Annotated in this window: 12 protein-coding genes and 1 tRNA gene; 8 read left to right on the forward strand and 5 right to left on the reverse strand. The window is 43.4% G+C overall.

The window, feature by feature from the left end:
• Positions 1 to 92: 92 nt before the first annotated feature.
• Entirely contained in the window at positions 93 to 2,711 is a 2,619-nt protein-coding gene (gene cphA, locus EGI32_RS16450) for a cyanophycin synthetase (protein WP_255156447.1), read from the forward strand.
• Positions 2,712 to 2,887: 176 nt separating this feature from the next.
• A tRNA-Gln gene (locus EGI32_RS16455) sits at positions 2,888 to 2,961 on the forward strand.
• 182 nt (positions 2,962 to 3,143) lie between these two features.
• Here the strand turns inward: EGI32_RS16455 and EGI32_RS16460 are convergent.
• Positions 3,144 to 3,827: a LytTR family DNA-binding domain-containing protein gene (locus tag EGI32_RS16460; protein WP_255156448.1), complete on the reverse strand. Its 684-nt coding sequence runs from the start codon at positions 3,825 to 3,827 to the stop codon at positions 3,144 to 3,146.
• The gene (locus EGI32_RS16465; RefSeq protein WP_255156449.1) at positions 3,824 to 4,888 is read right to left on the reverse strand and encodes a sensor histidine kinase; all 1,065 of its coding nucleotides are present in this window, start codon (positions 4,886 to 4,888) and stop codon (positions 3,824 to 3,826) included. The genes EGI32_RS16460 and EGI32_RS16465 overlap by 4 nt, the downstream gene beginning before the upstream one ends.
• A gap of 179 nt (positions 4,889 to 5,067) precedes the next feature.
• Here EGI32_RS16465 and EGI32_RS16470 point away from each other — a divergent pair, with 179 nt between their 5' ends.
• Entirely contained in the window at positions 5,068 to 6,153 is a 1,086-nt protein-coding gene (locus EGI32_RS16470) for an AhpC/TSA family protein (protein WP_255156450.1), read from the forward strand.
• Positions 6,154 to 6,170: 17 nt separating this feature from the next.
• Here the strand turns inward: EGI32_RS16470 and EGI32_RS16475 are convergent, their stop codons facing one another.
• The 3 genes from EGI32_RS16475 to EGI32_RS16485 all read right to left on the reverse strand — a co-directional run bounded on the left by EGI32_RS16475 (position 6,171) and on the right by EGI32_RS16485 (position 7,744).
• The gene (locus tag EGI32_RS16475) at positions 6,171 to 6,449 is read right to left on the reverse strand and encodes a hypothetical protein (RefSeq protein WP_255156451.1); all 279 of its coding nucleotides are present in this window, start codon (positions 6,447 to 6,449) and stop codon (positions 6,171 to 6,173) included.
• Between the two features lie 254 nt (positions 6,450 to 6,703).
• Positions 6,704 to 7,309, reverse strand: coding sequence for a class I SAM-dependent methyltransferase (locus EGI32_RS16480; RefSeq protein ID WP_255156452.1), 606 nt, complete (start codon positions 7,307 to 7,309; stop codon positions 6,704 to 6,706).
• Positions 7,310 to 7,336: 27 nt separating this feature from the next.
• Positions 7,337 to 7,744, reverse strand: coding sequence for a hypothetical protein (locus EGI32_RS16485; protein ID WP_255156453.1), 408 nt, complete (start codon positions 7,742 to 7,744; stop codon positions 7,337 to 7,339).
• 95 nt (positions 7,745 to 7,839) lie between these two features.
• On the opposite strand from EGI32_RS16485, the gene EGI32_RS16490 reads away from it, so the two are divergent.
• From EGI32_RS16490 to EGI32_RS16510, 5 genes are all read left to right on the forward strand, one after another.
• A complete protein-coding gene (locus EGI32_RS16490; RefSeq protein WP_255156454.1) occupies positions 7,840 to 8,544 on the forward strand; it encodes a Crp/Fnr family transcriptional regulator in 705 nt (234 codons plus the stop codon).
• 92 nt (positions 8,545 to 8,636) lie between these two features.
• Positions 8,637 to 9,029 (forward strand): hypothetical protein, encoded by a 393-nt coding sequence (locus EGI32_RS16495; protein WP_255156455.1) that lies wholly within the window; start codon positions 8,637 to 8,639, stop codon positions 9,027 to 9,029.
• 125 nt (positions 9,030 to 9,154) lie between these two features.
• Positions 9,155 to 10,237 (forward strand): efflux RND transporter periplasmic adaptor subunit, encoded by a 1,083-nt coding sequence (locus EGI32_RS16500; protein ID WP_255156456.1) that lies wholly within the window; start codon positions 9,155 to 9,157, stop codon positions 10,235 to 10,237.
• A 22-nt stretch (positions 10,238 to 10,259) separates the two neighbouring features.
• Complete coding sequence (locus EGI32_RS16505) at positions 10,260 to 13,454, forward strand: efflux RND transporter permease subunit (protein ID WP_255156457.1); 3,195 nt, start codon at positions 10,260 to 10,262, stop codon at positions 13,452 to 13,454.
• Complete coding sequence (locus EGI32_RS16510) at positions 13,441 to 14,868, forward strand: TolC family protein (RefSeq protein ID WP_255156458.1); 1,428 nt, start codon at positions 13,441 to 13,443, stop codon at positions 14,866 to 14,868. The genes EGI32_RS16505 and EGI32_RS16510 overlap by 14 nt, the downstream gene beginning before the upstream one ends.
• Positions 14,869 to 15,180 lie beyond the last annotated feature (312 nt).

Consider the following 15,180-nt stretch of genomic DNA (forward strand, 5'->3'; position numbering starts at 1 on the left):
CAGATCGATCAAAAGTCCACTACTTCTTTATTTCTTATTTTTTATTCCTTATTTTTAATTTTCGTCTTTTTCCACCAAATACTGTCTTATTTATGAAAATTGTAGAAATCAAAGTCCTCAGGGGCCCGAATTACTGGAGCGTGCGCAGGCCGAAGCTGATACAGATGAAGCTTGACCTGCAGGAAATGGAACAAAGACCCACCAATACGATAGAAGGTTTCAGGCAGCGGCTGGAAAAAATGTTCCCCACCATGTACGAGCACCGGTGCAGTGAAGGTGTTCCCGGCGGATTTTTCATGCGTGTGGATGAAGGTACCTGGATGGGGCATGTGGTAGAGCACATTGCTCTGGAGCTGCAAACCCTTGCAGGCATGGATACCGGCTTTGGCCGCACCCGGGGTACCGGCGTTGAAGGTGAATATTATGTGTGCATCAGCTACACCGAAGAAGATGCCGGTGTTTACGCCGCCAAAGCCGCGGTACGAATTTGCGAAGCGCTGACCGAAGGCGTTGAATATGATCTTGAAGAAGATATCATGAACCTTCGCGAAATACGCGAGGAAACAAGGCTCGGCCCAAGCACCGGTTCAATCGTAGACGAAGCGGCAAAAAGGGGCATTCCTTACATCCGTCTCAATAAAAGATCATTGGTACAACTTGGCTATGGTATCCACCAGAAAAGGGTTCGTGCTACCATCGCCAGCACTACCGGTAACATCGCCGTAGACATCGCCTGTGATAAAGAAGAAACCAAAAGCCTGCTGGAAGCCGCGGAAATACCGGTTCCAAGCGGTACGGTCGTGCGCAACGAAGAAGGATTAAAAGATGCTATTGAAAAATATGGGTACCCACTCGTGATAAAACCCATTGATGGCAATCACGGCAAAGGAAATACTACCAACATCACCACCTGGGAGCAAGCCCTTACAGCCCTTGAAGCGGCACAACATTATGGCCGCAGCGTGATCGTGGAAAAATTTATCACCGGTTTTGATTTCAGGATACTGGTCATCAATTACAAATTCGTGTGTGCCGCCCTCCGCACACCTGCTTCGGTTGTGGGTGATGGCGTAAATACGATCCAATACCTCATCGATGAGACCAACAAAGATCCTCGTCGCGGTTACGGACATGAGAAAGTTTTGACACAGATCACCATCGACCAGTTTACGCAAAAAATGCTGGACGAAGTGAATTATACATTGGAAACCGTTCCGGCCAAAGGCGAACTTGTCTTGCTGAAACCCACCGCCAACCTTTCGACCGGCGGTACCAGCACGGATGTTACGGATGAGGTTCATCCGGCCAATATTTTCATGTGCGAACGCATCGCGAAGATCATCGGACTGGATATCTGCGGTATCGATATCATGGCGACAGATCTGCATACACCTGTTTCCGAAAACGGTGGCGCCATCCTGGAAGTGAATGCCGCACCCGGTTTCCGCATGCACATCGACCCCTCCGAAGGTTTGGCGAGAAACGTGGCAGAACCCGTTGTGGACATGCTTTTCCCGAAGGGAAGTATCGGCACCATCCCTATCATAGCCATTACCGGCACCAATGGTAAAACCACCACCACAAGGCTTACGGCCCATATTGCAAAAAGCGCCGGCAAAAAAGTGGGTTATACCACCAGCGACGGCGTTTATATACAAAACCAGCTGATGATGAAAGGTGATTGCACCGGCCCGATCAGTTCTCAATTTGTGTTGAAGGATCCGACTGTTGATTTTGCCGTACTTGAATGTGCCCGCGGCGGCATATTGAAAAGCGGACTTGCTTTCCAGAACTGCGATGTAGCCATTGTGACCAACGTGGCAGCCGATCATATGGGGCTGGGCGGCATCAATACGCTGGAGCAGATGGCGAAAGTAAAAGCGGTGGTTCCGGAAACGGTTTCCAGGCATGGCTATGCTGTATTGAACGCCGATGACAACCTGGTGTTTGGTATGCAGGATGGTTTGAAATGTAATATCGCTTTGTTCAGCATGGATGAGAACAATCCACGTGTGACGAAACATTGCGCCAAAGGCGGACTGGCGGCGGTTTTTGAGAATGGTTATATCAGCATACTAAAAGGCACCTGGAAGATCAGGGTGATGCATGTGAAAGATATTCCCCTCACTTACGAAGGAAAAGCGCTGCACAACATCGCCAATTGCCTTCCGGCTGTGTTAGCCTCCTACCTGTATCGCGACATTACGATAGAAGACATCCGTTCGGCATTGTCATCGTTCGTGCCTTCTTCTACCCTTACTCCGGGCCGGTTGAATTTTTTCCACTTCAAGAATTTCGATTTCCTGGCCGATTTTGCACACAATCCACATGGCTTGAAATTGCTGGGGGATTTTGTGAGCAAACTGGATTACAAGAAAAAGATCGGCGTAATAAGCGGAACCGGCGACAGGCGGGATGAAGATATCCGCGAGCTGGGAGAAATTTCGGCGCAATATTTCGACGAGATCATCATCCGGTGCGATAAGAACCTCCGTGGCCGAACTGCCGACGAGATCATCAATCTTTTAAAAGAAGGCATCAACAATGTAAATCCCGATGTGCCTACCATGACCATCGCCAATGAAAATGAGGCATTGGAATATATTTATGCGCATCCGCAGCAAGGGGCGTTATATACCATCATGTGTGATGTGGTGGCGGGGGCTTTGGAAAAAATAAAGGAATTGAAGGACCGGGAAAGCGCTTCTTAATTAATAATGAATAATTGATAATTAATAATTTTTTCACGAGAAAGTCTTAGCGGATAATCGTTAAGTTTCAGTTTTTGAGTGAATTATTAATTATTCATTATTAATTATTCATTTTATTTGGCATCTTTTTGCTGAAACCCTATTTTTGCACTCCCAAAACAATACTTGGGCAAAACTGGGTTATGGTGTAAAGGTAGCACAACAGATTTTGATTCTGTTTGTCTAGGTTCGAATCCTAGTAACCCAACCAGCGAGGACAAATCGGTTTCAGGACTGATTTGTCCTTTTTATTTCAACTATCAGCGAGTTAGAGGGTTTTCATGATATAGATAGAATTAGCTCTTCCTCAGGGCAAGTGTGAAGAAGATCAACACGAACAGCTAACATCAGTATTACCTCCAATTAATTTATACCCAGGCTGTAACTGCCACTCTAGCCCACCCCGTTAATTAAACTCAAATTTATCTTATAGAGTTTTCCGATAGGGAGAGCGTCATTTCTGATCTGTAGCCGGGATTTATTGATGCTGCCAATTTTGTTTTTATTAACCAGATATGATCGATGTATTCTTAGGAAATGTTCTACAGGTAAAATTTCATTGAGACTTTTCATGGTCATATGTATCATATGCCGTTCTGTTATGGTATGCAACAAAATGTAATCCTTGACAGATCGTGCATATAAAATATCCTGATGAGCTACTTTCAGTAACTTCCCTGACACTTTAAAATAGGTATAATCCCGTATTTCAATAACAGGTACGGGCTGGAGTTTAAAAAGCTTTGCCAGGCTTTTATCAAAACGCTCTTTTGTAATTGGTTTAAGCAGATAATCAACAGCCTCCAGGTCATAACTTGCCACAGCATATTCAGAAAAAGCCGTAGTGAAGATCACCGCCGGCGGATTTTTAAGAGATTTTAAAAAGTCGATCCCATTTAAGGCCGGCATTTTGACGTCCAAAAATATCAAATCTATCTGCTCATGGTGCAACGCTTCAAAAGCTTCGAAAGCGGTGCTGCATTTTTTGATCAGGCACAAATTTTCGGTGCGTTCCAGGTAACTCTCTAAAACAGCCTGGGCCAAAGGCTCATCATCTACAATTAAACAATTGATCATTTCATTTGCAATGTTAAACTTACATGATAAAATTCGCCGTCGTTATGCATTTCTAACTTATACTTTGTATGATACAAAATTTCCAGCCTTTTCTTAACGTTTTCCAACCCTATGCCGCCATTACTCCCCCTGGTTTTAGCAATACTGTTTTTAACTTCCAATATTAATTCCTGTTCAACTTTACAAATTATGATATTCACATAGCCTTCTTTTTCCTCCTCCTGCACACCATGTTTAAATGCGTTTTCAATAAATGGTAACAGCAACAATGGACTTATTTGACTTTTTTCATCAATTCCCTGCACGTCAAATTTAATATTTATGGCAGAACGGTATCGGATGTTTTCAATTTCGACATAATTCCGGATGAATGCGACCTCATCTTTTAAAAGGACCAATCTTTCATCCGCTTTGTATAAAATATACCGCATCATTTCAGCGAGCCTGGCGACCAATGGCGCTGTTTCTTCAGCTTTCAGCAATGCTAAACTATAAATGTTATTCAAGGTATTAAAAAAGAAATGAGGTTGTATCTGCGCTTTTAGATAAGTCAGTTCAGAAATTAATTGTTGTTCCTTAAGTGCCCGCAACTGTTCATTCTGTCTGGCAGAATTGATAAAATAGGCTAAAAAAGCAACGCCAAAAAGATGTATCATCATATAATGAACAGTGTACCCCAATCTTTTCGCATGATACCACGTAAGTGCATCACTTCTTATTTTGTATGAAAGAAAATCCAGGTGCGAAATCAACAGGTAACAAGCTTTATTATAAAAATAATACCCTGTAAGAAACAAAACAATAAGGACTATAAACGACCAGAGTTTATTCTTCCTGAGGCAATACTGTAATGCTTTGTAAAAAATGAAAAATGCAATTATTTCACAGGTTCCATAAACCAGTGCAAATTCTACTTCCCTGACTGAAATTCCGACATAATCTTTTTCCCAAAAATTATATTCAAAACTAGAAAGCAATCCAATACCATAGAAATAAACCAAAAAGAAAAGAACTTCTACTTTATGGTATTTAGAAATCTTAAAATTGAAGCCTACTCCCATAACAACAAGGTAGAAATTATTTGGCAATCTTGATTTGACTGATTATTCTTTTCGACTAAAGAGAATTTTATTTCGACTAAAGTTGCATTTTTTTACTCCGCCGAATTATTAACGATGCTGGTCTGATTTCTAAAAAATCACGAAATGCATCTGGTAAATTTGGTTAAAATATTAAAAATATGACCAACTTAAAAAAGCTAAACCTCCTGTTTATTTTTTTACTTTCTTCAGCCCTGGCTATGGCGCAGACATTCAATATCACAGGTACAACGAAAGGTATTGAGGATGGAACCTTGTTATATCTAAGAACCTCCTCCTCAGAAACGATTTTGGATTCAGCAAAGGTGACTGCTAACAGGTTCCACTTGGTTGGAAACACCAATGACAAAATTAGCCACATGATCATTTACACCACTCAATATAAAAACTACATATTTTTTTGGGCAGAACAAAATACTCATCTGGAATTAAAGAACGGAGAATTTAAAAAAGCGTTCATTACCGGCTCTAAAACACAAGATGAAGAGAATACCTGGTCGAAGATAAAAGAGCCTAACGGCAAATTACAAGACAGTTTGACCCATCTTATAACAATCACGAAAGCTGACGCAGGTAAAAAAGAACTGAAAAAAAGACTGGATGCCGCGAGAAAGACAGATCAGGAGTTAGATATGAATTATGTTATGAATCACCCAAATTCATTAATAAGTGTATACCTCCTGGATGTATATACCTCTACCTGGGGTAAAGATAAAGCCGCGTTGCTTTATAACAACCTAAGCCCTGAAATGAAGAACACCAGTTATGGTAAAAATATACAAGATTTTATTTCTCTAAACAAGGAAATAAAGATTGGCGGACAATTTGTTGATTTTGAACAATCCAATGTCAACGGCAAGTTGGTCAGGCTCTCAGGTATCAAAGCAAAATATATTTTAGTAGAATTTTGGGGATCCTGGTGTAGCCCATGTAGGGAAGAAAATCCCAATCTGGTAGCAATCTATAATGTTTATAAAAGTAAAGGCTTTGAAATCTTAGGTGTTTCGGCTGATAATAACAAGAACCAGTGGCTTAAAGCAATCAAGGATGACAGGTTACCCTGGGAAAACGTCAGCGACCTGAAGGGTGATAAAAATGTGGCGGCATTGATTTACGGTATTATCGAATATCCAACAAACTATCTTATCAATGACAAGGGAATAATTATAGCTAAAAACTTACGTGGCCAAAATCTGAAAAAAAAGTTAGCAGAGTTACTACCCTAAGCCCGGTTTCTACATACTCATAACGCCAGGCTCTCCAGACTTCTTTTGATACGAAAAAAATGAATTCTTGCCACTTTAATATTGCTCCACTGTTGCGCATCTTTGTCCATGGGATTAAACAGGTCCAGTTCACTGCTTATCTTATCTAAAAACCTGACAATTATATGTACACTCACTTTATGCTGGCCAAAGGCTTTAATAGCGGTATCAATAAACCCCTTTACTTCTTCCTGCGAACTGGCAAACAAAATTTTATTAATAAGCTTTGTGCGGTAATCGTCTAATGATAATGACATAATATTTTTTTAATGGTTTATAAACGCACCTTACAAATAACCAGCCAACAGAAAAGATGCTGCATAAAACAGGATCTTTTAAAGACCCTTTCCCGATTGCGCCCAATCCTCCACTGTATTATTTTTATAGATCAGTTGCATCTATCCGGATATTCCGGTAAAGTATAGTGATTAATGCCCTTACAAAGCCGGATGCTGCATTCGCCTGTTGTTCCTATCGCCTCATGTTTCTTCAGATCATCCGGCCATTTAATTTAAACTTTTATCCAGAATTTCAAAAGCCCTTCCATTTCAACACCTACCACATGATACCCCGGAGGTACTTCATCTTCAAGGCTATGAAACGTTGCCAGCCTGGTACCTGATGGTTTTTGGTCTAATTGCTTATACAAATACCTGTTATAATAATTATATAGTTCCCTGGAATAATCGATACTGCTATCAATTTTGTCAGTGCCGGTTAAATTTTCGTAAAAAGAATTAAAAAAATAAAAATGGTCGTACTGCCTGAAATCTAATTGAGTGAAATTTCCATTAATAAAATACAGGTTATCGAGCTGGAGTATTTCCTTCGCTGCTTCCGCATGTTCTATTAATCGCTCCCTTTGTTCTACACCATAAAACCGGGCATTGGGTTTATGATATGCCGCAGACAGGCAAAATTTACCCACACCACTTCCAATATCCAACACCTTTACCCCGTCTTCCGCCGCTAAAAAACCGGCTGCTTTTCTTGCCACTACCAATGGCGTCCAATGCCTTTGAGATAGTAATTGTATGTAATTAGGGTAAAGCCGGTTAAATTGTCCATCGGAGCTAAACCATTTTTCTGAATATTTTTTCCTTTCCAGTGTTGGCATTTTTTATTATTAAAATTTCAAAGATTATTATTTGGCATATTTACTTTTTCCATTCATTTGATACTGCGTGGGAAGCCGTAAATCTTTTCTTTCATGCGGTTCGGATGGAACAATCAAAGCCAGCCATGCGCTGCTTTCCGAACAATCAAGTAAAATATCCAGGTTGCCGGTTAATAATTTATCATTAACATTTAATATTTTTCCATCTACAGGCATGTGGGCTTCAATTGTATATTCGTTGTAGGCAATAGTGGCAATAACATCCCCTTGTTTTTTGAAACCCGCAGCGTCATTAAAATTAATACTTTGTATTTGCTTAAAGCCTGTAAGCTTAAATTTGCAGATGCCGATATAAGCAACTGCTCCCTGAAACTCGATCCATTCATGGTCTTCTGTATAATACTGGTCTTTTTTGTTTGTTTGTATAATATTCATAATGCAAAGTTACCTTACCATGATACCCATTGTGGTAAACCTTTTCACATCAAAAAGTGATTTTTATCAATTTTAAAAAAAGTAAATTTGCATCCATGAGTATTAAAGGCATCTTTCCAATCGACAAATGGAATTTTAAAAGTGAATCGGTTTTTACCGATTTACCTGCCGGAGACTTAGCTTTATTAACTGCGAACAAAACTGAGCAGGTATATAAAAAAGGAGAGATAATTTTCAGGGAAGCTGCATACCCGGCAGGCATTTTTTATATAAGCGAAGGAAAAGTAAAAAAATATAAGTTAGACAGTGACGGTAAGGAACATATTATTTATGTTGCCAACAAGGGCGAATTATTAGGTTACCATGCCATACTATCCGAAGACCGTTACCCGGATTCCGGCGCCGCATTGGAAGAAAGCCGTATTGTATTCATACCCCGGGAAGACTTTTTAGTCACTTTACAGCAATCATTAGTACTAAGCAAACGACTCTTAAAAACATTGAGCCATGAGTTTGCTGTATTGGCCAACAGCCTTAGCATGTTTGCACAAAAATCGGTGAGGGAAAGATTAGCGCTTCAACTGATCGTACTGAGGGAAAAATACAAAGTAAATTTTGAGGCAGGTAATCCCGTAGAAATAAATATGAGCCGCGACGATTTGGCCAGCCTTGTAGGAACCGGAAGAGAAAATGTAGTAAGATTACTTACAGAGTTTAAGGAAGCCAGCATACTCGAAACAAAGGGCAGGAAAATTATTATACTGGATGTAAATAAACTGATTAAAATTGCGGGCGTGTAAAATAAACTGTGCCGGGAGATCACGATTTAACATCATATTAGCCCTTCCAAATTTTTTACTTTCCTATTAAACATATTATTTTTACGCCTTCAATGAAGCCAGCAGTTACACTTGTTTTATTTTTATTCTCTTTCCTGTTAAGCGGATCGGGGCATGCCGCCCCCGCTGCACAGGCGGCTTCTGCTGTTTTTTCACAGGAAACAATTTTACAATACTATACTTCCGATTTCATCGCGGCCGCTGAGCATGCTGTTTTCACCACCAATCCGGTAGCAGAGCAACCCGATTGTTTTTCGTTTACAGAAGAAGATGACCCGGATGAAAGCCATGAAGACCTTTCTTCCGGCCGTCGATTCACCCCGTTCTCTCACTTTTTGATCTCCCGCGATAAATTCGCACTCTCCTGCCCGCTTTTGGCGACCAGCAGAAACGATTTTCCGCAAAGCACCCGCATCTTCATCCTGCAGCGGGTTTTAAGGATTTGATCCTCCGCTTCACGGTCTACACTTTAATAGGAGGTTTGTTATCAACCTGATGCAACATGGCATGCAACCTGCCCGTAGCACCGCTTTACCCGCTAATTCCATTTACTAAATACTCATCTGACAACATGAACAAAACTCTCTTGTTTATAGGGCTGGGCGCCATCGTGTGCTATACCAGCTGTAAGACAAAAAAAGAAGAAAAAGAAGAAACAGGAAAATATACCGTCACTTCGCCGCTTAAAGTGGATACCTCGTTTACCAAAGAATATGTTTCGCAGGTAAAATCCGTACGCAACATCGAGATCCGTGCCCAGGAAAAAGGCTTTCTCGAAAATATTTATGTAGACGAAGGGCAGTATGTAAAAGCCGGGCAACTCCTGTTCCGCATCATGCCCAAAATATACGAAGCCGATCTGATGAAAGCGCAGGCGCAAGCGAAAGAAGCATCGATCGAATTATCAAACACCCGCATACTGGCCGATAAAAATGTAGTTTCCAAAAACGAACTCGCCATGGCACAAGCCAAGCTCGATGAAGCGAATGCCGAAGTGACGCTGGCAAAAGTGCATCTGTCGTTCACTGAGATCAGGGCGCCTTTTGATGGTACCATCGACCGGCTTCCTCTCAAACAGGGCAGCCTGGTGGATGAAAGCGAATTGCTCACCACCCTGTCCGACAACCGGCAGGTGTTTGCTTATTTCAATGTTTCCGAACCGGAATACCTGGATTACAAAGCACACCTGAAAGATCATAACAATACCGAAGCCACCCTGTTGCTGGCAAATAATCAGCCGCTCCCCTATAAAGGTGTGGTAGAAACCATCGAAAGCGAATTCAACAGCGAAACCGGCAACATCGCCTTCAGGGCGAAATTCCCCAACCCCGACGGCCTGCTTAAACATGGCGAAACCGGTAAAGTACAAATGAAAGTTCCTTTAAGCAATGCCCTGGTGATACCGCAAAAAGCAACTTACGAGATACAGGATAAGATCTATGTTTTTGTGGTAGACAAAAATGGCACGGTGAAATCAAGAAATATCACCATTACCGGCGAAATGCCCGACCTGTATGTAGTAAACAGCGGACTTACCGAAAACGACCAGATCATGGTGGAAGGCGTTCAGAATGTGAAGGACGACAGCAAGATCGTCCCGGTTTTTGTAGCGCCACGTGAGATAGTTTCCAATCTGCGGTTGAAAGCAGAATAATCTTCATCCAAAAAAAGTTTTCATGTTTAATAAATTTATACACAGGCCCGTGCTGTCGATCGTCATATCGCTCATCATCGTTTTTATGGGAGCATTGGCCATGACGGGTTTACCCGTCACACAATTTCCGTCCATCTCACCACCAAAAGTGAATGTAACGGCAGAATATCCAGGCGCCAATGGCGAGCTGATGACCAAAGCCGTATTGATCCCGCTCGAACGGGCCATCAACGGTATTCCCGGAATGAAATACATGGCTTCCGATGCCGGTAACGACGGCGAAGCTTCGATACAGGTGGTATTCAACCTGGGTACAGATCCCAACGTGGCTGCGGTGCAGGTGCAAAACCGCGTGGCTTCGGTGGTAAACAAGCTTCCCCCCATCGTGGTTCGCGAAGGTGTAAAGATCACGCGTGAAGAATCGAGCATGCTGCTTTACATCAACCTCTTCAGCAACGATCCTAAAATGGATCAGAAATTCCTGTTCAATTTTGCGGATATCAATATCCTCTCTGAGTTGAAAAGGGTGAATGGTGTTGGTTTTGCCGACATCCTCGGCAACCGTGAATACGCCATGCGTATCTGGCTCAAACCTGATCGTATGCTGGCTTACAAGATATCTGCCGATGAAGTGATGAAAGCGCTCGACGAGCAAAGCCTCGAAGCATCTCCGGGTAAAACGGGCGAAAGTTCCGGTAAACGATCGGAGGCTTTTGAATATGTATTGAAATATCCCGGCAGGTACAGCGATAAGGAAGGTTATGAAAATATCGTGTTGCGTTCCAATAAAGACGGCGAGATACTTCGCCTGAAAGATGTGGCCAATGTGGAATTCGGCAGTTCGATGTACGATATTTATTCCAACCTCAATGGGAAATCATCTGCCGCTATCGTGCTCAAGCAATCTTATGGAAGTAACGCTACACAGGTTATCAAAGATGTGAAAGCGAAACTCGAAGAGATCAAAGCGAATTCATTTCCAAAAGGGGTGGATTATGAAATAAGCTACGACGTGTCGAAGTTCCTCGATGCCTCCATCGAAAAAGTGATCCATACGTTGGTGGAAGCATTTATCCTTGTGGGTATCGTGGTATTCATATTCCTCGGAGACTGGCGCTCCACGCTCATTCCGGCAATAGCGGTGCCGGTATCGCTGGTAGGAACATTCATCTTCATGCAGTTCTTCGGCATCACACTCAACCTCATCACCTTGTTTGCATTGGTACTGGCGATCGGTATCGTGGTAGATAATGCCATTGTAGTGATAGAGGCCGTGCATGCAAAGATGGAAACCAAACATCTGTCGCCGCTGGCCGCCACCGAAGAAGCGATGCACGAGATCAGCGGGGCTATTATCGCGATCACTTTTGTGATGGCCGCCGTATTCATACCGGTGGCATTCATGTCGGGGCCGGTGGGTATTTTCTATCGTCAGTTCTCCATCACCATGGCTACTTCCATCATTCTTTCGGGTGTGGTGGCGCTTACGTTGACGCCTGCGCTTTGCGCCATCATGTTGAAAAACAATCATGGCAAAGCCAGGAAGAAAAATATGCTGAATCGCGGGCTTGATGGTTTTAATAACTGGTTCAACAGGCTTACGGGCAGGTACCAGAAATTATTGAAACTGATCGTGAACAGGCGTGTGATCACATTCGGTATGCTCATCGCATTCTGCGTGGGCACGTATTTCATTAGCGGAAGCGTACCGTCTGGTTTCATTCCCAATGAAGACCAGGGTATGTTTTATGCGGTGATACAGACCCCGCCCGGGTCTTCGCTGGAGCGGACCAACCAGGTAGCCGAAAAATTACAGAAGATCGCTGAAGGCATCGACGGTGTTTCTTCCGTGTCTTCCCTGGCCGGATATGAAATTCTCACAGAAGGAACAGGTTCTAATTCCGGTACCTGTCTTGTGAATCTTAAATCCTGGGAAAAGCGCAAGCATTCGGTGCAGGAGATCATGAAAGAGCTGGAAGAAAAATCCAAAGAGATCACCGGCGCTACCATCGAATTCTTCCAGCCACCGGCGGTGCCGGGTTATGGTGCAGCGGGCGGTTTCGAATTGCGCCTGCTGGATAAAGCCGGGTCGGGCGATTATAAAAAGATGGAAACGGTGAGCAGAAATTTTGTGGCGGAACTGAGCAAGCGCCCCGAACTATCTTCTGTATTCACTTTTTACAGCGCCAGCTTTCCTCAATACATGCTGCACATCGACAATGACATTGCGCAGCAAAAAGGCGTAACGATCGACAATGCGATGAACACACTTTCCACATTAGTGGGAAGTAACTACGAAACCAGCTTCATCAAATACGACCGTCAATACAAAGTGATGGTACAGGCGTCGCCTGAATACCGTGCATTGCCGGAAGATATCCTGAAGTTGTATGTAAAAAATGACCGCGATGAAATGGTCCCTTTTTCCGCCTTCATGACCATGGAAAAAGTATATGGCCTTTCGGAAATAACCCGTCACAACCTTTACAACGCTTCTGAGATCAGCGGTGCAACCGGCCCGGGATACAGCAGCGGCGCAGCTATCAATGCCGTAACCGAAGTTGCGAAGAAAAGTTTGCCGAGAGGTTTCGGCATCGACTGGGCAGGTATCTCTGCCGATGAAGTTGCCCGCGGAAACGAAGCCATCTGGATCTTCCTCATTTGCCTGGGATTCGTGTATCTCTTGCTGGCAGCGCAATACGAAAGCTTCCTGCTTCCGCTTGCGGTGATCCTTTCCTTGCCTGCAGGTGTATTTGGCGCATTCGTGTTGTTGAAATTATTGGGCCTCGAAAATAATATCTATGCGCAGGTGGCGATGGTAATGCTGATCGGGTTGCTGGGGAAGAATGCGGTGCTGATCGTAGAATTTGCAGTGCAGGGGCATCGTTCCGGCCACTCCGTTTTGAGATCGGCGATTGATGGCGCCACTGCCAGGTTCCGTCCGATCCTGATGACTTCCTTTGCCTTCATCGCCGGATTGATACCGCTTGTATTTGCAACGGGGCCGGGCGCTGTGGGCAACCGCACCATCGGTACGGCAGCAGCGGGCGGGATGATCTTCGGTACCGTATTCGGTGTGATCATCATACCGGGACTGTATTTCCTGTTCGCAAAAATATCAGAGAAAAAGATCCTGGTAAAAGATGAAGAAAAAAATCCTCTATCTGAAGCTGTTGAAAACAATTACGAAAAATTAGACAATCATGATGAAAGCTAAAATATATGCCGGTATATCGGCCATCTGTTTCGCAATAGCAAGTTGCTCGGTTCCGAAATCGGTACAGCAGACAGAAAACAAAACGGTGCCCGTATCCTTTACTAACGGAAACGATACCACGCAAACTAACCTGGTAAAGTGGAAAGAATTTTTCACTGATCCAAACCTTGTAACATTGATCGATTCGGCCCTTGCGCACAACCAGGAGCTCAGCATTACCATGCAGGAAATAGAGATCGCTAAAAATGAGATCAGGCTCAAACAGGCGCCTTTATCGCCAACAGTGGGAGCCCGCATAGGTACCGGGGTGGAAAAAGTGGGCCGTTATACCAGCCAGGGAGCCGGGGATGCCTCTACAGATATAGCCCCCGGGAAAGCAGTACCCGACCCGCTTACAGACATCACCGCTTCCCTGTATGCAAACTGGGAAGTAGATATCTGGAAGAAATTGCGCACAGCCAAACAGGCAGCAGTCACGCGTTATCTCTCTACCGTGGAAGGTAAAAATTTCATGGTCACCAACCTGGTAGCGGAGATCGCCAATTCGTATTACGAATTGCTTGCGCTCGACAACCAGCTGGAAATTGTGCAACAGAATATTTCGCTGCAAAAGAATGCGCTGGAGATTGTAAAGATCCAGAAAGAAGCATCACGGGTAACTGAACTCGCTGTGCAGAAATTTCAGGCGGAAGTGCTAAAATCGCAGAGCCTCGAATTCGATATTTTGCAGCAAATAAAAGAGAGCGAAAATAATATCAATTTTTTATTGGGACGATTTCCGCAACCGGTGGCAAGAGAAAAAAACAATTTCGCTTCGCTGATCCCCGCCACTATCAGTGCAGGCATCCCCTCGCAGTTGCTGGCTAATCGTGCCGATATCCGGCAGGCAGAACTGGATCTTACCGCGGCCAGACTGGATGTAAAAGTAGCCCGCGCCGAATTTTATCCATCGCTGGGGATATCGGCGGCTATAGGCTTACAGGCTTTCAAGCCTTCGTATTTATACAAGCTTCCGGAATCTTTGTTGTATTCTGTTGCAGGCGATCTTGCCGGGCCGCTCATCAATCGCAATGCGATCAAAGCTGAATTTTATTCCGCTAATGCACGGCAATTGCAATCGATGTATAATTATGAAAAGAGCATCCTCAATGCATTCATGGAAGTTTCCACACAACTTTCCAGGATCGACAACCTCGACAAAAGTTATGCGTTGAAAGCAAAACAGGTAGATGCACTCAATCGTTCCATCGAGATTTCCAACGATCTCTTCCGCAATGCGAGGGCCGACTACCTTGAAGTGCTGATGACGCAAAGGGATGCGCTGGATTCAAAACTCGAACTGGTTGAAACGAAAAAACAACAGCTCAATGCGGTGGTGAATGTGTATAGGAGTTTGGGAGGGGGTTGGGAGTAAACGCTTCTACGGAAACCCGTAAATTATAAAGGCGCAGAAGGGGTATCTTTCTGCGCCTTTTGTTTTGGTGATATTTAGAGAATGAGATACGTTTAAAGTGCCGAAGCGAAAGAGTTTTTAAGTGTGTGTGTGGGGGGGGGGATAGTATGTAAATTTTATTTATATTTAAAATCCTAAATAATCTATACTGCCTAAGAAAACATCTCACAAATTAATAATCAAATATCATAAAAGAAGAAAGCGACTTACGCCGCTTTAAATGTTTTCACAACGGAATAATCCTTATTGTGATTTGCTTTCAAGTTTTAAAGA

The sequence above is a fragment of the Ferruginibacter sp. HRS2-29 genome (assembly GCF_024343615.1).
Taxonomy (GTDB): Bacteria; Bacteroidota; Bacteroidia; order Chitinophagales; family Chitinophagaceae; genus Ferruginibacter.

Bases quoted from the DNA above. Each gene is read 5' to 3' on its own strand.
- EGI32_RS16510 (WP_255156458.1), top strand. From the start codon at position 13,441: ATGATGAAAGCTAAAATATATGCCGGTATATCGGCCATCTGTTTCGCA.
- EGI32_RS16465 (WP_255156449.1), bottom strand. From the start codon at position 4,888: ATGGGAGTAGGCTTCAATTTTAAGATTTCTAAATACCATAAAGTAGAA.
- cphA (WP_255156447.1), top strand. From the start codon at position 93: ATGAAAATTGTAGAAATCAAAGTCCTCAGGGGCCCGAATTACTGGAGC.
- EGI32_RS16460 (WP_255156448.1), bottom strand. From the start codon at position 3,827: ATGATCAATTGTTTAATTGTAGATGATGAGCCTTTGGCCCAGGCTGTT.
- EGI32_RS16490 (WP_255156454.1), top strand. From the start codon at position 7,840: ATGAGTATTAAAGGCATCTTTCCAATCGACAAATGGAATTTTAAAAGT.
- EGI32_RS16485 (WP_255156453.1), bottom strand. From the start codon at position 7,744: ATGAATATTATACAAACAAACAAAAAAGACCAGTATTATACAGAAGAC.
- EGI32_RS16470 (WP_255156450.1), top strand. From the start codon at position 5,068: ATGACCAACTTAAAAAAGCTAAACCTCCTGTTTATTTTTTTACTTTCT.
- EGI32_RS16475 (WP_255156451.1), bottom strand. From the start codon at position 6,449: ATGTCATTATCATTAGACGATTACCGCACAAAGCTTATTAATAAAATT.
- EGI32_RS16505 (WP_255156457.1), top strand. From the start codon at position 10,260: ATGTTTAATAAATTTATACACAGGCCCGTGCTGTCGATCGTCATATCG.
- EGI32_RS16500 (WP_255156456.1), top strand. From the start codon at position 9,155: ATGAACAAAACTCTCTTGTTTATAGGGCTGGGCGCCATCGTGTGCTAT.
- EGI32_RS16480 (WP_255156452.1), bottom strand. From the start codon at position 7,309: ATGCCAACACTGGAAAGGAAAAAATATTCAGAAAAATGGTTTAGCTCC.
- EGI32_RS16495 (WP_255156455.1), top strand. From the start codon at position 8,637: ATGAAGCCAGCAGTTACACTTGTTTTATTTTTATTCTCTTTCCTGTTA.